The sequence below is a fragment of the Achromobacter sp. HNDS-1 genome, from assembly GCF_040084795.1.
GTDB classification, from domain to species: Bacteria; Pseudomonadota; Gammaproteobacteria; order Burkholderiales; family Burkholderiaceae_B; genus Achromobacter; species Achromobacter ruhlandii.
Window position 1 is genome coordinate 3,224,146 of sequence record NZ_CP157584.1, and the last position, 17,236, is coordinate 3,241,381.

Sequence of the window (17,236 nt, forward strand, 5' to 3'; positions counted from 1 at the left end):
GCTACCCCAGCACGCTCGCCAGGTACTGCCGCAGCCACGCATGCGCCGGGTCATCCTGGTAGCGCTCGTGCCAGTACAACGACACGGTGATCGCCGGCAGGCTCAGCGGCGCCTTGAGCGTGACGATGCGCGCGCTGCCCGACATCGCCTTGGCGATGCTCGCCGGCATCGTGGCGATGAGGTCCGAGGCCTCGACGATGAACGGGCACACCATGTAGCTCGACAACGTCGCCACGATGCGGCGGCTGCGGTTCTGCCCCATCAGGATGCGGTCGATGGCCTTGCTGAAGTAGCGCGTGTGGGCCGCCAGGTCCAGGTGCCCATAGCTCAGGTAGGCGTCCAGGTTCCAGCGCTTGCGCAGACAGGGATGGCCTTCGCGCACGATACACACCGCCGGCTCCTGGTACAGGAAGCGCGTGCGCAGGTCCGGCGCCGGGTCCGGAAAATAGCCGGCGATCAGCTCCACATGGTTGGTGTCCAGCATGCTCAGGCCGTGCTGCGGCCGCGCCGGCACGATCAGCAATTGGAAGTGCGGCGCGTCCACCGCCAGGCGCGGGATCAGCTTGGGCAGCAGCGTGTACTGCACGTAATCGGTGGCGTAGAACGACAGGCTGCGGGCCGAGTGCGCCGGGTCAAACACCTCGCGCGTGCGGGTGGCGCGACGCCAACCTTCCAATAGCGGCAGAAAGCCCTGGTGCAGTTCGTGCGCGCGCTGCGTCGGCTGCCACGCGCCGCCTTCGCGCACCAGCAGCGGATCGCCGAACAGTTGCCGCAGACGGTTCATCGCGGCGCTCATGGCGGGCTGGCTGATGCCGAGTTGCTCGGCCGCGCGCGACACATTGCGGCAGGTCATCAACGCGTCGAAATGCACAAGCAGATTCAGGTCCGGATGCTTCACCGCCGCCCACCTATAAATGGCATCTATATCAATATAAACCGCAAGGACTGCTGGCGCGCGCCGGCCAGGCCTAGGATGTTCCCGTTGTTGCAGTGAACCCGAGGCAATGCCTCTCAGGCCCGGCGTCCATGATCGGGCCGCAAGGAAGTTCTATCAACAAGGGGAAGTCATGAACGCAGCGTTCATTCGCAGTTGCTGTCTTGCATTCGGGGCGGCGGCGCTGGCCGCCACCGCGCTACCGGCCCGCGCCGAGTGGCCCGACAAGGTGATCCGCATCGTGGTGCCGTTCGCGGCGGGCGGGTCCACCGACCTGATCGCGCGCAAGATCGCCGAAGGCCTGGGCCAGCGCCTGTCGGCCAATGTCATTGTCGAGAACCGGCCCGGCGCCGGCGGCACCGTCGGCACCGAGTACGTGGCGCGCCAGCCGGCCGATGGCTACACCATCCTGATGGGCTCGGTCAGCACGCACGGCAGCGCGCCCTGCGTGTATTCGAAGCTGCCGTACGACGCGCTCAAGGATTTCACGCCGCTGACCGTCGTCGCCACCATTCCCAACGTCATGTCGGTGAACAAGTCGGTGCCGGCCAGCAACCTGCGGGAATTCGTGGCGCTGCTCAAGAAGGAGCCCGAGAAATACTCGTTCGCCTCCAACGGCCAGGGCACATCGAACCATCTGGCCGCCGAGCTGTTCAAGAGCACGGCCGGCGTGTCGATGGTGCATGTGCCCTACCGCGGTTCGGGCCCCGCGTTGATCGACCTGGTGGGCGGCCAGATCAACATGATGATGGACGTGGTGATGACGTCCTATCCGTATATCAAGGACGGCAAGATCAAGGCGCTGGCGGTGACGTCGCTGCAACGCTCGCCGATGCTGCCCGACGTGCCGACGGTGGCCGAGTCCGGCTATCCCGGTTACGAAGCGATGGTGTGGTTCGGCATGCTGGCCCCGGCCAGGCTGCCCGAGCCGCTACGCGTCAAGCTCACCGACGCGCTGGCGCAGACGCTGCACGCGCCCGCCATGAAGACCTATCTGGAACAACAGGGCGCGCAGGTCTCGGACGTGGCCGGGCCGGCCTTCGGCGCCATGATCAAGAGCGAAATCGACAAATGGTGCGGCGTGGTCAAACAGGCCGGCATCAAGCTGGACTGAGCGCGGCCGCGCCCTTCTTTTCTTTCAGGGAAGCACAAGCATGTATCGCATAGGGATAGACGTCGGAGGCACGTTTACCGACTTCACGATGATCGACGAAGATCAAGGCATCGTGCATTTTCACAAGGTGCCGTCGACGCCGTCCGATCCGTCGGAAGCCATCGCCACCGGCATCGGGCAGATGCTTAATGACCATGGCGTGGCGCCGTCGCAGGTGTCGCACGTGGGCCATGGCACCACGGTGGCGACCAACCTCATCATCGAGCGCAAGGGCGCGCGCGTCGGCCTGATCACCACGCAGGGGTTTCGCGACGTGCTGGAGATCGGCCGGCAGACGCGGCCGCACCTGTACGACTACAGCGTCGGCAAGCCGCCGGTGGCGGTGACGCGCGAGTTCCGCGCCGAGGTCAATGAACGCGTCAATGCGCAGGGCGAGGTGCTGACGCCGCTGGATGCGGACGCGGTGCGGGCGGCGGCGCGGCGCTTTGCCGCCGCCGGCATCGACGCGGTCACGATCTGCTTCCTGCATGCCTACCGCAACCCGGCGCACGAGCAGCTGGCCGCGCGCATCGTGGCCGAGGAAATGCCCGATGCGTATATCAGCCTGTCGTCGGACGTGCTGCCGGAGTTCCGCGAATACGAACGCCTGTCGACCACGGTACTGAACGCGGCGGTGGGCCCGAAGATGGCGCGCTACCTGGAACGCTTCCTGCAGCGCGTGCGCGAGCTGGATATCGGCCACGAGCCGCACACCATCCATTCCAACGGCGGCCTGATGTCGATCGCCACGGTGCGCCAGTATCCGGTGCGCACCTGCCTGTCGGGGCCGGCCGCCGGCGTGGTGGGCGCGGCGGCCGTGGGCCGCGCCATCGGCAGCCTGAACCTGGTGACGTTCGACGTCGGCGGCACCAGCACCGACGTGTCGCTGATCTGCGATGGCCGGCCGCTGTTCACCTCGCATCGCCAGGTGGCGGGCTATCCGGTGAAGACGCCGATGGTGGACATCCACGTGATCGGCGCGGGCGGCGGCAGCATTGCCTGGCTCGATGACGCGGGCGCGCTGAAGGTCGGACCGCACAGCGCCGGCGCGGTGCCGGGGCCGGTGGGCTACGGCCGCGGCGGCAGCGAGCCGACCATCACCGATGCCGAGATCGCGTTGCAGCGCCTGAATCCGGTGGCGCTGCTCAACGGCCGCATGCCGGTGCACGCCGAGGCCGCGCGCCAGGTGATCGACGAACGCGTGGCGCGGCCGCTGGGCCTGACGCGCGAGGCGGCGGCAGAAGGCATTTTGCGCATCGCGGCGGCCAACATGAGCCGCGCCATCCGCGCCGTGTCGACCGAACGCGGCTATGACCTGTCGCAATTCGCCCTGTATGCCTATGGCGGCGCGGGCCCGCTGCACGCGGTCGAGGTGGCCGAGGAATGCGGCATCCCCACGGTGATCGTGCCGCAGGAGCCGGGCACCATGTGCGCGCGCGGCATCCTGCTCAGCGACATCTCGTTCGACTTCGTGCGCAGCGAGATCGCGCTGGCCAGCGCGGAAAGCTGGGACGGCGTATCGACGATCTTCGACGGACTGCGCGATCAGGCCGAGCGCTGGCTGGAAGAAGAACGCGTGGAACCGGCGCTGCGCCTGTACCGCAGCGCCATCGACGCGCGCTACGAGGGCCAGAACTTCGAAGTGCAGGTGGCGCTGGACGATACCGGCGCCGGCGGCTACGCCGAGTTCGCGCGCCGCTTCGCCGAGGCGCACGAGCGCGAGTACGGCTACACCGTCGATGACCGCAAGGTGCAGATCATCAACTGCCGCATGCAGGCGGTGGGCCAGGTGGTGAAGGCGCCGCTGGCGCCGCGCCAGGTCGATGGCACGCTGGACGGCGCGCGCATCGGCGAACGCCGCGCCCATTTCGGCGAGCGCCACGGCTGGCTGGACACGCCGGTCTATGACCGCGACCGCGTGCCCACCGGGGTGCGCTTCCGCGGCCCGGCGCTGCTGGAGGAAATGAGCTCGACCACCGTGGTCGGCGCGGGCCAGGACGTCGAGGTCGACGCCTACGGCAACCTGATCATCCGTTTGCAAGGAGGCTCGCATGCGTGAAGCCCATCAAGCCAATCAAGACACCGGCGTGGCCCTGGCCGACCCGGTCGGCATGGAGGTGTTCTGCAACCGCCTGCTGTCGATCACCGAAGACATGAACAACACGCTGGTGCGGGCCTCGTTCTCGACCAACATCAAGGAACGCAAGGACTGCTCGGTGGCGCTGTTCGACGCCGCCGGCCGGCTGGTGGCGCAGGGCACGCAGATTCCGCTGCACCTGGGCTCGCTGGACGGCGCCATGGGCGCGATATTGCGCGCCTTCCCGGCCGACCAGATCCGCGACGGCGATGTGTTCATCTGCAACGACCCCTACCTGGCCGACGGCAGTCACCTGCCCGACATCAACATCGTCACGCCGGTGTTCTGGGAAGGCACGCTGCGCTTTTTCGCCGCCAACATCGCCCACCATTCCGATGTGGGCGGCGCGGTGCCCGGCTCGATCGCCGGCGGCCTGAAGTCGATCTTCGAGGAAGGCATCCGCATTCCCGCCTGCCGCATCGCGCGCGCCGGCGAGGTGGACGAGGATTTGCTGCGCCTGATCTGCGCCAACACCCGCGACCCCGAGGAGCGGGTGCTGGACCTGCGCGTGCAGATGGCCACCAATCGCCGTGGCGCGGCCGCGGTGCAGGGCCTGATCCGGCAGATGGGCCTGGCGGCCGTGCTGCGCTCGGTGGATGACGTCATCACGTACACGCGCCGCCGCCTGCTCAACCGCATCGGCGAGCTGGCGCAGGGCAGCTACACCTTCCGCAGCGACCTGGACGACGACGGCATGGGCGGCGATCCGGTGCCGATCCAGGTGACGCTGACGGTCAGCCGCGACCGCCTGCATTTCGATTTCGAGGGCTCGGGTAAGCAGGCGCGCGGCGCCATGAACCTGCCGTTCAACGCGCTGCGGGCCTGCGTGTATTACGCGGTCAAGGCGCTGCTGGATCCGGACCTGGCGCCCAACGCCGGCCTGTTCGACCCGATCAGCGTATCAGCGCCGGTGGGCACCATCACCAACCCCGAGCATCCGGCGGCGGTGGGCGCGCGCTCGATCACCGCGCAGAAGGTCGCGGGCGCCATCTTCGGCGCGTTCCGCGGCCTGCTGCCGGCGGAAAAGACCATGGCGTCCAGCAACGACTGCTGCCCGGCCATCGTGTTCTCGGGCCGCTGGCGCGAGCGCGCCGGGCACTTCGTCTACCTGGAGACGCTGGGCGGCGGGGCCGGCGCGCGCTACGACAGCGACGGCATGGACGCGGTGCACGTGCACATGACCAATACCTCCAACCTGCCGGTGGAAGCGCTGGAGAACGAGTATCCGCTGCTGATGGACGAGTACGCCATGATCCCCGATTCCGGCGGCGCCGGCCGCACCCGCGGCGGCATGGGCATCGCCAAGCAGATCCGCGCGGTCGGACCGGGCATCGTGTTCTCGGCGCGCTCGGACAGCCACACCGTGGGCGTGGCCGCCGGCGTCGATGGCGGCGCCGATGGCCGCCGCGCGCGGCTGGTGCGCAATTTCGGCACGCCGGCCGAAGAGGAACTGTTCTCCAAGACCGCCAACATCACGCTGGCGCCGGGCGAGAGCGTGCGCATCGAGACCCCGGGCGCGGGCGGCTACGGCCCCGCGGCCGAGCGGGCCCGTAGCCGCATCGAGCGCGATCTGGCCGACGGCAAGATCAGTCCGGAAGCGGCGCGCGCGGCCTATGGCTACGAAGCCCCCGTTACGCCACGTTGAGCGACATCGAGTACTTCATCTTGTCATGCGGAAAAGTGGTGATCGTGGCCAGCAGCAACACCCCGCCGCTGCCGTAGTAGCGGCGGGTGATGACAAAACCCGCCGTCTGCGGTTCGACCTGGAGCTGTCTGGCGATCCCCGCCGCGATGGGCGTGGCCGAGAACTCCTGGTTGACCTCGTGGATGCGGTTGCCGAAGTGGTCCTCGATCAGCCGCAGCAGCGAAATGCGCGGCTGGATGTCGGCGCGCAGGTCGGAATGCGCCGGATCGGCGTAGATCAGCGTGCACGCCACCGGCGTGTCCTGGTCGCCCAGCGTCTTGATGGAGTTGATGTGCAGCCACGGCTGGCCGGGCTCGGCGCCCAGGCTCTCGGCCAGCCGCTTGGTGAGCTTGATGGTGCGCACGTCCTGCACCAGCAGCGCGGCGTTGCGCGCGTACTGCAGCAGGTCGGGAAACTGCGAGATGCGTTGGGTGAAGCGGGTGCTGGCGTGGGCGGTCTCGACGCGCGTGCCGACGCCGGGGCGCCGCGACACCATGCCGGCCACCGTCAGCATGCGGATGGCCTCGCGGATGGTGTGGCGGCTGGCGCCGAATTGTTCGCACAGTTCGTGTTCGGTCGGCAGCAGCGTCATGACCGGGTAGCGGCCGCTGCCGATGTCGCGCGCCAACTGCTGGTAGATGCTTTTGTAGCGCGGACCGCCAGCCTCGTCGTCCGGCCCCGTGGCCTGGCCGCGGGCCTCGCGCGCGGCGGCCGGGTCGGGCGCGCGTTCGGAGGATCGGGTCATGGGGGTGGCTCCTTTTCTCGTTCTATCGGGGTTTGTACGGACAATAACCCATTGACAGGGCCCGCCTTGCGGATCCATTATTTGTCCGGACATTCATGTACGGACAAATTGTACGGCGGACATGAGGTCGCGGGGCAAGCGGGTCCGCATTTTTTTCTGCGGCGAGTCCATCCCCGGATTCAGGCAGCACCGGCAGTTCTTGCAGTTCTCTTCCAATAAACGGGGGTTTTCATGGGCAAGGTACTCGCAGTCCTGGCGGCGGCCACGGTGGCCGTCGGCGTATGCGCCACGGCGCAGGCGCAGCAGAAGTTGGTGGTGGCCGGCTACGGCGGCTCGTTCGAAGACATCATGCGCAAGGACATCTTCCCGCCCTTCGCCAAGCAGCATGGCGTCGAGCTGGATTACGTGGCCGGCAACTCCACCAACACGGTGGCGCGCCTGCAGGCGCAGAAAAGCAACCAGCAGATTGACGTCGCCATCATCGACGACGGCCCCATGTACCAGGCCATCGCGCTGGGCTTCTGCGCGCCCATCCAGGGCCTGCCGGCCGACGACATCTACGGCACCGCGCGCTACAAGGACGACAAGGCCGTGGCCATCGGCATCGTCGCCACCGGCATCATGTACAACAAGAAGGTCTTCGACGAGCGCAAGTGGGCCGCGCCCACCTCGTGGAAGGACCTGAAGGACCCCAAGTACAAGAAGCAATTGGTGGTGCCGCCGCTGAACAACACCTACGGCCTGCACGCGCTGGTGGAATACGCCCGGGAGGGCGGCGGCGGCGAGAAGAAGATCGACGCCGGCTTCAAGACCTTCAAGGACGAGGTCGGCCCCAACGTGCTGGTGTACGAACCGTCGCCGGGCAAGATGACCGAGCTGTTCTCCAGCGGACAGGCCACCATCGCCGTGTGGGGCAGCGGCCGCGTCAAGGCCTTCGCCGACACCGGCTTCCCGGTGGGCTTCGTCTATCCGCAGGAGGGCGCCTACGCGTTGCTGTCGTCGGTGTGCCCGGTGGCCAAGGCCAACGCCAATCCGCTGGCGCAGGCCTTCGTCAACTATCTGGTCAGCCCGAAGGTGCAGGAGCAGCTGGCCAGCGCCTACGGCTATGGTCCGGTCAACAAGCAGGCCAAGGTGGCCGACGATCCGCGCGTGCCGCTGCCGATCGGCAAACGCGCCGCCGACCTGATCGTGATCGACTGGGACACGGTCAACCAGAACCGGGACGACTGGAACAAGCGCTGGACGCGTGAAATCGAGCGTTGACGTTTCGTACACCAGGACGCAACGGCGGCGCGGGCGCGCCGCCAGCGGGAGCATCCATGAGTTATCTCGTATTGAACCGCCTGTCCAAGCGCTACGGCGACCTGACGGCGGTCGAGGACCTGAGTCTGTCGGTCGAACGCGGCGAGTTCATCTCGCTGCTGGGGCCGTCCGGCTGCGGCAAGACCACCACCCTGCAGATGATCGCCGGGTTCGTCGAACCCAGCGGCGGCAGCATCGTGCTGGACGGCAAGGACGTCAGCAGGACGCCCGCGAACAAGCGCGGGCTGGGCATGGTGTTCCAGAACTACGCGCTGTTTCCGCACATGACCGCGGCCGAGAACGTGTCGTTCGGCCTGGAGATGCAGCGGGTCGGCAAAGACGAGCGGCAGGCGCGGGTGGCCGAGGCGCTCAAGCTGGTGGGACTGTCGCACCTGGCGGATCGTCATCCGGCGCGCATGTCGGGCGGCCAGCAGCAGCGCGTGGCGCTGGCGCGCGCGCTGGTGATCCGCCCCAGCGTGCTGCTGCTGGACGAGCCGCTGTCGAACCTGGACGCCAAGCTGCGCGAGGAAATGCAGCTGGAGCTGCGCAGCATCCAGCGCACCGTCGGCACCACCACCATCCTGGTGACGCACGACCAGTCCGAAGCGCTGGCGCTGTCCGATCGTATCGTGGTGATGAACCAGGGCCGGGTCGAGCAGGTGGCCGAGCCGTTCGCCGCGTATGAAGGGCCATCCAACCGCTTCGTCGGCGGCTTCCTGGGCAAGGCCAATGTGTTCACGCCCACGCCCCAGTCTTATGACGGCGAGGTGCGGGCGCGCATCGGCGAGGCCCACATCGCCATGGACGGGCAGCCCGTGCCGCAGGGCGCGGTGATCGTGCGGCCCGAGAAGATCCTGTTTGCCGAGGCCGGCGCCTGTGCCCTGCCCGGCCGCATGAAGACGCGCGTGTTCCAGGGCAACCACTGGCTGTGCCAGGTCGAGACCTCGGTGGGCGAAGTCATGGTGATCCGCCAGAACGACGGCGTGCCGGTGCCCGCCGAGGGCGCGACGGTACATCTGCGCTGGCGCGCGCAGGACATGTGCGCGTTGGCCGGCCAGGAGCCGGCAAAATGAGCGCGCGCGCCAACCCCTGGCTGCTGAGCGCGCCGGCGCTGGCGGTGTACGCCACCTTCCTGGTGGTGCCGATGGCCCTGGTGCTGCTGATCAGCTTCTTCGAGTTCCAGTTCTACGGCGGCATGCAGGCCACCTTCACCTGGAAGAACTACATCGAGATTTTCAGCGACGGCTATTACTACGAGATCTACGCCCGCACCTTCGGCGTGGCGGCGCTGGTGACGCTGGCCTGCCTGGTGCTGGGCACGGCCGAGGCCTACGTGCTGTCGCGCATGGCCAATCCGTGGAAGGGCCTGTTCCTGATGGTGGTGCTGGGGCCGCTGCTGATCTCGGTGGTGGTGCGCACGCTGGGCTGGGCGCTGCTGTTCGGGTCCACCGGACTCATCAACAAGGCGTTGATGGGAATCGGCCTGATCGCCACACCGATCGACCTGATGTACAGCAACCTGGGCGTGGGCATCGCGCTCACGCACGTGCTGGTGCCGTTCATGGTGATCGCGGTGTGGGCGTCGTTGCAGCGGATCAATCCGTCGACCGAGGCCGCCGCGCTGTCGCTGGGCGCCAGCCAGTTCACCGTGATCCGTCGCGTGATCGTGCCGCAGGTCATGCCGGGCATCCTGTCGGGTTCGATCATGGTGTTCGCGATGGCCGCCAGTTCCTTCGCCACGCCGGCCATCATCGGCGGCCGGCGCCTGAAGAACGTGGCCACCGCCGCCTACGACGAGTTCCTCAACACGCTCAACTGGCCGCTGGGCGCGGCGCTGGCGGTGGTGCTGCTGGTGGCGACCGTAGTGGTGCTGTTGTCGGCCAACCGGCTGATCGAGCGCCGCTATGGCGCGGTCTTCAATCCGTCGGGGGCCTGACATGAACTTCCGCAACGGTCCCATCGGCCTGCTGTTCCATACGCTTTTCATCCTGTTCATCCTGGCGCCCATCGTGATGGTGTGCGCGGTGGCGTTCACGTCCGAAGGCTTCATCTCGCTGCCCAGCGGGGGGCTGTCGCTGCGCTGGTTCCGCGCCATCCTGGACAACCCGCGCTTCATCGAGGCGTTCTGGTTCAGCCTGGGGCTGGGCACGCTGTCGGCCACGCTGGCGATCGCGCTGGCGGTGCCGAGCGCGCTGGCGCTGGCGCGCAACCGCTTTCGCGGCCGCGAGGCGCTGGTGGCGTTCTTCCTGTCGCCGCTGATGATTCCGCACGTGGTGCTGGGGCTGGCCTTCCTGAAGTTCTTCACCACCGTGGACCTGGCCGGCACTTACGTGGGGTTGGTGGTGGCGCACGTGATCCTGGTGATGCCCTATGCGCTGCGGCTGGTGCTGGCCTCGGCCACCGGCATCGATCCGGCGCTGGAGCGCGCGGCGCAGTCGCTGGGCGCGTCCCACTGGACCGCGTTCCGGCGGGTGGTGCTGCCGCTGCTGCTGCCGGGCGTGGTCAGCGGCTGGGTGATCGCCTTCATCACCAGCTTCGACGAGCTGACCATGTCGATCTTCATCGCCTCGCCGTCCACCACCACGCTGCCGGTGCGCATCTTCCTGCACATCGAGGACACCATCGACCCGCTGGTGACGGCGGTGTCGGCCGTGCTGATCTATGTGACCATCATCGCCATCTTCATCCTGGACCGCCTGGTCGGCCTGGAAAAGCTGTTTGTCGGAAAGGGACGCTAATGACGGAAGAAATACAACAGGCGCCGCGCGCGCCGGCGCATCGCGGCGTCTACGACGCCGTGGTGATCGGCGGCGGCCTGGTCGGCTCGGCCGTGGCCTACGGGCTGCGGCGCGAACTCGACCACGTCGCGGTATTGGACGAAGGCGACGTGGCCTACCGCGCCTCGCGCGGCAACTTCGGCCTGGTCTGGGTGCAGAGCAAGGGCATGGGCCTGCCGCGCTACGGCGTGTGGACCATGACCTCGGCCGGCGCCTGGCCGCGGCTGGCGGCCGAGCTGCGGGAGCAGACCGGCGTGGACGTGCACCTGGAGCAGCGCGGCGGCCTGCACGCGTTGTTGAGCGACGAGGAAATGGAAGCGCGCGCCACCTTCATGCGCACGCTGCTGGCGCAGCCCGGCATGGCGCAGTACGACTGGAAAATGCTGGACCGCCACGAGCTTGCCGACATGGTGCCCGGCATCGGCCCCGAGGTGCGCGGCGCCACCTGGACGCCGGTGGACGGCATCGCCAATCCGCTCAAGCTGCTACGCGCGCTGCACATGAGTTTTGCACAGCGGGCTGTGGATTACCTGCCGCGCTGCCCGGCGCAGCAGATCCGCCAGCGCGACGGCGTGTTCGAGGTGACCACGCCCACCGGCACGGTGCGGGCGCGCAAGCTGGTGCTGGCCAGCGGCCTGTCGAACAAGGCGCTGGGCGAACAGGTCGGCCTGACGGTGCCGGTGCGGCCGCAGCGCGGCCAGATCGTGGTGCTGGAGCGCACCCGCCGCCTGCTGGAAACGCCACTGTCCACGCTGCGCCAGACCGACGAAGGCACCTGGCTGATCGGCGACTCGCAGGAAGAAGCCGGCTATGTGGACAACCAGGTGGGCCTGCCGATCCTGGGCACGCTGGCCGACCGCGCCGTGCGCACCCTGCCCGCCCTGCGCGAAGTGCGGGTGGTGCGTAGCTGGGCCGCGCTGCGCGTGATGTCCAAGGACGGTTTCCCCATCTATCAACAATCCGAGACGTGCCCCGGCGCCTTCGTCGCCACCTGTCACAGCGGCGTCACCCTGGCGGCCGCGCACGCGCTCAAACTGGCGCCCATGATCGCCGCCGGCCAGTTGGCCGACGACATGGCGCCCTTCTCGACCCGGAGGTTCCATGTTCAAGAGGCTTGACGAGGCGCAGCGCCAGGCGCAGGGCGCGCCGGTGCGGGTGACGGTGAATGGCGCCGAGCTGCAATGCCGCGCCGGCGACAGCGTGGCCGCGGCGCTCTTTGCCGGCGGCATGCAGGCCTGTCGCGACACCGCGGTGGGCGAAGTGCCGCGCGGCCCCTATTGCATGATGGGCGTGTGCTACGACTGCCTGGTCACGATCGACGGCCAGGCCAACCAGCAGGGCTGCATGACGGCCGTGCGTGATGGCATGAAGATCGAGCGCCAGCTGGGCGCGCGCAAGGTGCAGGCATGATCGAGACGACGCAATGCGATTTGCTGGTGGTGGGCGCGGGTCCCGCCGGGCTGGCCGCCGCCACCACCGCCGCCCGGCTGGGGGTGGATACGGTGCTGCTGGATGAGCAACCCGCGCCGGGCGGACAGATCTACCGCGCCATCACCACCACGCCGGTCACCGACCGCGCGGTGTTGGGACCGGATTACTGGCACGGCGCCTCCCTGGTCGAGCCGTTCCGGCAGTCGGGCGCGCGTTATGTGCCGGGCGCGACCGTGTGGGCGGTGGCCGAGCGCACCGCGCCCGAGCCGCAGCGCGGCTTCGAGGTGGCGTACTCGGTGGCGGGCGAGGCGCGCATCCTGCATGCGCGGCGCCTGCTGCTGGCCACCGGCGCGCAGGAACGGCCGTTCCCGATTCCGGGCTGGACGCTGCCCGGCGTCATCACCGCCGGCGCGGCGCAGATCCTGCTGAAGTCCGCCGGCGTGGTGCCGGCCGACCGCACCGTGCTGGCCGGCTGCGGCCCGCTGCTGTACCTGGTGGCCTGGCAATACCTGAACGCCGGCGTCAAGGTCGACGCGCTGCTCGAAACCACGCCGCCCGGCCGCTTGCGCCAGGCCTTGCCGAAGGTGTGGGACTTCCTGCGCTCGCCCTATCTGGGCAAGGGGCTGTCGCTGCTGCGCGCGGTCAAGGCGGAAATACCCATCATCAGGGGCGTGACGGCGCTGGAAGCGTTGGGGCAGGACAAGCTGGAAAGCGTGCGCTACTCCGCCGGCGGCATTACCAAGACGCTGCCGGCGCAACAGTTGATGCTCCACCAGGGCGTGGTGCCCAACGTCAACCTGTCGCGCGCCATCGGCGCCGAGCATCGCTGGAACGCGGCGCTCGATTGCTGGGAACCGGACGTGGATGACTGGGGCCTGACCTCGGTGGACGGCGTTGGCATGGCGGGCGACGGCGCCGGCATCGCGGGCGCGCTGGCCGCCGAACAACGCGGCCGGCTGGCGGCGTTGCAGGCCGCGCATCTGCTGGGCCGCATCGACGCGGCGCGGCGCGACAGCGAGGCCACCGCGCCCCGCGCCGCGCTGGCGCGGGCGGTGCGCGGACGCGAGTTCTTCGATGCCTTGTACAAGGCGCCCGAGCGTTTCCGCCGCCCTACCGGCGACACCATCGTCTGCCGCTGCGAGGAAGTGACGGCGGCGCAGGTGCGCGATACCGTCAAGCTCGGCTGCAGCGGCCCGAACCAGATGAAGGCCTTCCTGCGCTGCGGCATGGGGCCGTGCCAGGGCCGCTTCTGTGGCCTGACGGTATCGGAGATCATCGCCGAGGAACGCGGCGTGCCGGTGCCCGAGGTCGGCTACTACCGCCTGCGCTTCCCGACCAAGCCGTTGACGCTGGGCGAGCTGGCCTCGCTGCCGCAGACCGACGAGTCGCGCCAGGCGGTGGTGCGGCTGAAGAAATAGGAGCCCGCCATGACGGACGCTTCGCGCTCGGCCGCCGTCATCATCATCGGCGGCGGCCTGCACGGCAGTTCGGCGGCGCTGCATCTGGCGCGCGCCGGCGTGCCGGCGCTGGTGATCGAGAAGAACTACGTCGGCCGCCATGCCTCGGGTGTGAACGCCGGCGGCGTGCGCACCCTGGCGCGGCACCTGGCCGAAGTGCCGCTGGCGCTGGCCTCGCGCGAGCTCTGGTATCGCATTGGCGAGCTGGTCGATGACGATTGCGGTTTCGAACAGCATGGGCAGGTGCGCGTGGCCGAGAACGAGGCCGACGCGGCGGCGCTGCGCGCGCGCCTGGCGACCATGCAACAGCATGGCTACACGCATGAACAATGGATCGACCGTGACGAATTGCTGGCGATGATTCCCGCGCTGACGCCCACGGTGCAAGGCGGCCTGATCGCGCGCGAGGACGCCGCCGCCGATCCCTACCGCACCACGCTGGCGTTCCGCCGCAAGGCCGCCAGCCTGGGCGCGCGCTTCCTGGAAGGCGTGCGCGTGCTGCGCACCGCGCATGAAAATGGCCAGTGGCGGGTCGAGACCGACGCTGGCGTCTACACCGCGCCGCAGGTGCTCAACTGCGCCGGCGCCTGGGCCGACCGCGTCGCGGCCGAATGGGGCGAGCCGGTGCCGCTGACCGCCATCAGCCCGATGATGCTGGTGACGCTGCGCATGGATCATTTCCTGGACGCGGTGGTGCTGGGCACCGGCCGGCCGCTGTCGTTCAAGCAGCGCGCCAACGGCACGGTGCTGATCGGTGGCGGCCGCCGCGCCTGGGTCGATCGCGACGCGGAATGGACCGAGCTGGACTTCCGTTCACTGGCCGAGGGCGCGCGCACTGTCTGCGACCTGTTTCCGCACATGCGGCAAGCGATCGTGAACCGCGGCTGGGCCGGCATCGAGGCCGCCATGCCCGACGAGATCCCGGTGATCGGCCGCAGCCAGCGTTACGACAGCGCCTTCCACGCCTTCGGCTTCTCGGCCCACGGCTTCGAGTTGGGCCCGATCGTTGGCCGTATCATGGCCGATCTGATCACCACTGGCGCGACCGATCTGCCGATCGCGCCGTTCGCCATCGATCGTTTCGCCGGCGCCGCGGGCGCGCCGGCATCCACTTCAAAGGAGCAGCACTCATGAATGACATCGTGCGCAAGGATTCCAACGAGCGCCTGAGCCGCATCGTGATTCACGGCAACACCGTGTACGTCGCGGGCGTGACCTCGTCGGCCGAAGGCGGCATCGCCGCGCAGACGCGCGACGTGCTGGCCAAGATCGACGGCTATCTGAAGCAGGCTGATTCGGACAAGACGCGGCTGCTGTCGGCGCAGATCTGGCTCAAGGACATCGAGCGCGATTTCGCCGGCATGAACGCGGTGTGGGCCGAGTGGGCGCCGGCCAATGCGCTGCCGACGCGCGCGACCTGCGAGGCCAAGCTGGCCTCGCCCGATCTGCTGGTCGAGATCATCGTCACGGCCGCCAAGCGGCCGGGATATGTCGGCGGGCCAGTGTCGGAAGCCTGATCGGCCACAACGATCCGGCAGCGTGCTGCCGGATCTTTCCCGTGGCGTCCCGTCGCGATCCTGACAGCGGCGGGTGAAGGCCAGGTCCAGCCTCGGACACGCCTTATTTCGTTATCCCGCGATGCATTTTCCCGGTTTTGCGCTTTCTCGCTGTTGATAATCGGCGCGTTGACAAGGAAGTGCTTTGGATGGGCCGGCAAGTTCGGCCTTCGGGAATTCGTAGCGTGCCAGCCGGTCAGGTTTTCATCCGCAATATCGAGGCCTCTTGCCGCCACCATCATGGTGCGCCGCGAGGCTGGTGGCGTCCCAGGCGGGCCGCCGCGCACCGTGCCGCCAGCCTGAGGCTGTGCCTTGGGTTCACCGCCGCCCTGGCTTTCCCGTCATGGCCGGCCGCGCAACCCCTGCCCGCGGATGCCGCGACGCGCGCCAGCGAGATTCAACGCCGCCAGGAGCAGGAGCTTGACGCGCAGCGCGCCCGCGCCGCCGAAAGGCCGGACGTGCTGTCGGCGCCGCCCGCCGTCCCCGGCGAGGGGCCGCTCGTCTTCCCCGAGGAATCGCCCTGCTTCACCATCGCCCAGGTGGTGTGGGATGGCTCACCGCCACCGGCCGCGCTGCGCCGCAACGTCAATACCGTCTTGGGGCAATGCATCGGCGGGCAGGGCCTGCGCGTCCTTCAGGAACACCTGATGGCGCGCCTGATCGACCGCGGCCAGATCACCGCCCGCGTGCTGGTGCCTGAGCAATCGCTGGCCAGCGGCACCCTGACCCTGCGCTATGTGCCGGGCCGTATCTCCGGGGTCAAGAGCGACGGCGCGCCCGGCTGGTGGCGCACCGCGCTGCCCACCTGGCCGGGCGGCGAGGTCAACCAGCGCGATCTGGACCAGGCGCTGGAGAACATCCGTCGCCTGGGCGGCCAGGCGGACGCGTCGATCGACGTCGCGCCCGGCCCTGAACTGGGCGACTCGGACATCATCATCAAGCCCGGCACGGGCAAGCGCTGGCATGCCTACTTGGGCGGGGACAACGCCGGCATGGAATCCACCGGCAAGAACCAGGTCAACGCCGGACTCACGCTCGACTCGCCGCTGTTCCTGTATGACCAGTTGTCGGTCTCCTGGAACAGCAACGCCGACCTGCGCAACAGCGACGCCGGCTCGCGCGCCGCCTCCGTCAACTACAGCATCCCGTTCGGCTACTGGACCCTGTTCGCCGGCGCCAGCAAGTCGCGCTACCGCCAGACCGTGGCCGGCTTCGATGAGCCCATCGTCTACGGCGGCACCAGCAAGCAGGTTGAGGCGGGCGTGTCGGTGGTGCCCTACCGCGGCGCCAGCTACAAGGGCACCGCCATGCTGAAGTTCCTGCGCAAGCGTGCCAACAGCACCCTCAACGACATCGACATCGAGGTGCAGCGGCGCGACGTGGTCGGCTACGAGTTCAGCTACGGCCATCGTCACTACATCGACCAGATGGTGCTGGACGTTGGCGGCGGCGTGCGCGGCACGTTGCCGCAGTTCTCCGACCAGCCCGGCTACGTCTACGGCGATCCGGACTGGAACGGGCGCAGCACCATCCTGACGGCCAATGCAGGTCTATACCTGCCCTTCAAAGTGGCGGGGCAGCAGATGGCGTACCAGGTCAACTGGCAGATCCAGCACGCCAAGACGCCCATCGTGCCCGCCGACTACTTCACCATCGGCAACCGCTACGCGGTGCGCGGCTTCGATGGCCAGATGACGCTGGCCGCGGAAGACGGCTGGACCCTGCGTAATGACCTGTCGCTGGACCTGGGCGAGCTGCTGCGCGCGCCCGGCCATCAGGGGTATGCGGGTCTGGACGTGGGCCGCGTGGGCGGCCCGTCTGCGATGTGGCTGTCCGGCCGCACGCTGGCCGGCGCGGTGATCGGGCTGCGCGGCCGCGCCGCCCTGCCCGGTGCCGCCAATGCGGTCAGCGCCAGCTACGACGTTTCCGCTGGCTGGCCATTGCAAAAGCCTGAGTCGTTGAAAACCGCCTCCCCCGTATTCGCAGCGACGCTGATGTTCGAGTTCTAAGCCCGCCGCCTTGCGTTGTCGAGACATTCACAAGGCCAGTTCCCATTCTTG

At 68.5% G+C, this 17,236-nt stretch carries 15 protein-coding genes; 13 read left to right on the forward strand and 2 right to left on the reverse strand.

All coding sequences use genetic code 11. The features are described 5' to 3' along the window. Nucleotide 1: 1 nt before the first annotated feature. A complete protein-coding gene (locus ABFG95_RS15010) occupies nucleotides 2-898 on the reverse strand; it encodes a LysR family transcriptional regulator (protein WP_223203265.1) in 897 nt (298 codons plus the stop codon). A 169-nt stretch (nucleotides 899-1,067) separates the two neighbouring features. On the opposite strand from ABFG95_RS15010, the gene ABFG95_RS15015 reads away from it, so the two are divergent. The 3 genes from ABFG95_RS15015 to ABFG95_RS15025 are packed head-to-tail and all read left to right on the forward strand — an operon-like array spanning nucleotide 1,068 to nucleotide 5,869. Beyond that, a complete protein-coding gene (locus ABFG95_RS15015; protein ID WP_348994718.1) occupies nucleotides 1,068-2,048 on the forward strand; it encodes a tripartite tricarboxylate transporter substrate binding protein in 981 nt (326 codons plus the stop codon). Nucleotides 2,049-2,088: 40 nt separating this feature from the next. Then, a complete protein-coding gene (locus ABFG95_RS15020; RefSeq protein ID WP_348994719.1) occupies nucleotides 2,089-4,146 on the forward strand; it encodes a hydantoinase/oxoprolinase family protein in 2,058 nt (685 codons plus the stop codon). Further along, nucleotides 4,139-5,869, forward strand: a complete 1,731-nt coding sequence (locus ABFG95_RS15025) for a hydantoinase B/oxoprolinase family protein (protein ID WP_348994720.1) — start codon at nucleotides 4,139-4,141, stop codon at nucleotides 5,867-5,869. The genes ABFG95_RS15020 and ABFG95_RS15025 overlap by 8 nt, the downstream gene beginning before the upstream one ends. On the opposite strand, the gene ABFG95_RS15030 is transcribed toward ABFG95_RS15025, so the two are convergent. Further along, nucleotides 5,856-6,653: a GntR family transcriptional regulator gene (locus tag ABFG95_RS15030; protein WP_049070371.1), complete on the reverse strand. Its 798-nt coding sequence runs from the start codon at nucleotides 6,651-6,653 to the stop codon at nucleotides 5,856-5,858. The genes ABFG95_RS15025 and ABFG95_RS15030 overlap by 14 nt on opposite strands. 231 nt (nucleotides 6,654-6,884) lie before the next feature. On the opposite strand from ABFG95_RS15030, the gene ABFG95_RS15035 reads away from it, so the two are divergent. The 10 genes from ABFG95_RS15035 to ABFG95_RS15080 all read left to right on the forward strand — a co-directional run bounded on the left by ABFG95_RS15035 (nucleotide 6,885) and on the right by ABFG95_RS15080 (nucleotide 17,185). Next, nucleotides 6,885-7,916 carry an ABC transporter substrate-binding protein gene (locus ABFG95_RS15035; protein ID WP_049070372.1) on the forward strand — a complete coding sequence of 344 codons (1,032 nt, stop codon included), beginning with the start codon at nucleotides 6,885-6,887 and terminating at the stop codon, nucleotides 7,914-7,916. A gap of 56 nt (nucleotides 7,917-7,972) precedes the next feature. After that, entirely contained in the window at nucleotides 7,973-9,028 is a 1,056-nt protein-coding gene (locus ABFG95_RS15040) for an ABC transporter ATP-binding protein (protein WP_059268750.1), read from the forward strand. Beyond that, nucleotides 9,025-9,891, forward strand: a complete 867-nt coding sequence (locus ABFG95_RS15045) for an ABC transporter permease (protein WP_278992522.1) — start codon at nucleotides 9,025-9,027, stop codon at nucleotides 9,889-9,891. The genes ABFG95_RS15040 and ABFG95_RS15045 overlap by 4 nt, the downstream gene beginning before the upstream one ends. A 1-nt stretch (nucleotide 9,892) precedes the next feature. After that, nucleotides 9,893-10,693, forward strand: a complete 801-nt coding sequence (locus ABFG95_RS15050) for an ABC transporter permease (protein WP_006389497.1) — start codon at nucleotides 9,893-9,895, stop codon at nucleotides 10,691-10,693. Next, entirely contained in the window at nucleotides 10,693-11,850 is a 1,158-nt protein-coding gene (locus ABFG95_RS15055; RefSeq protein ID WP_068951756.1) for an FAD-dependent oxidoreductase, read from the forward strand. Before ABFG95_RS15050 ends, ABFG95_RS15055 begins: the two co-directional genes overlap by 1 nt. Then, nucleotides 11,834-12,142 (forward strand): (2Fe-2S)-binding protein, encoded by a 309-nt coding sequence (locus ABFG95_RS15060; protein WP_006389495.1) that lies wholly within the window; start codon nucleotides 11,834-11,836, stop codon nucleotides 12,140-12,142. Before ABFG95_RS15055 ends, ABFG95_RS15060 begins: the two co-directional genes overlap by 17 nt. Beyond that, nucleotides 12,139-13,581, forward strand: coding sequence for an NAD(P)/FAD-dependent oxidoreductase (locus tag ABFG95_RS15065; protein WP_348994721.1), 1,443 nt, complete (start codon nucleotides 12,139-12,141; stop codon nucleotides 13,579-13,581). Before ABFG95_RS15060 ends, ABFG95_RS15065 begins: the two co-directional genes overlap by 4 nt. A 9-nt stretch (nucleotides 13,582-13,590) precedes the next feature. After that, complete coding sequence (locus ABFG95_RS15070) at nucleotides 13,591-14,754, forward strand: FAD-dependent oxidoreductase (protein WP_278992525.1); 1,164 nt, start codon at nucleotides 13,591-13,593, stop codon at nucleotides 14,752-14,754. Beyond that, nucleotides 14,751-15,137 (forward strand): RidA family protein, encoded by a 387-nt coding sequence (locus tag ABFG95_RS15075; protein WP_049070378.1) that lies wholly within the window; start codon nucleotides 14,751-14,753, stop codon nucleotides 15,135-15,137. The genes ABFG95_RS15070 and ABFG95_RS15075 overlap by 4 nt, the downstream gene beginning before the upstream one ends. 224 nt (nucleotides 15,138-15,361) lie before the next feature. Beyond that, nucleotides 15,362-17,185, forward strand: a complete 1,824-nt coding sequence (locus ABFG95_RS15080) for a ShlB/FhaC/HecB family hemolysin secretion/activation protein (protein WP_348994722.1) — start codon at nucleotides 15,362-15,364, stop codon at nucleotides 17,183-17,185. Nucleotides 17,186-17,236 lie beyond the last annotated feature (51 nt).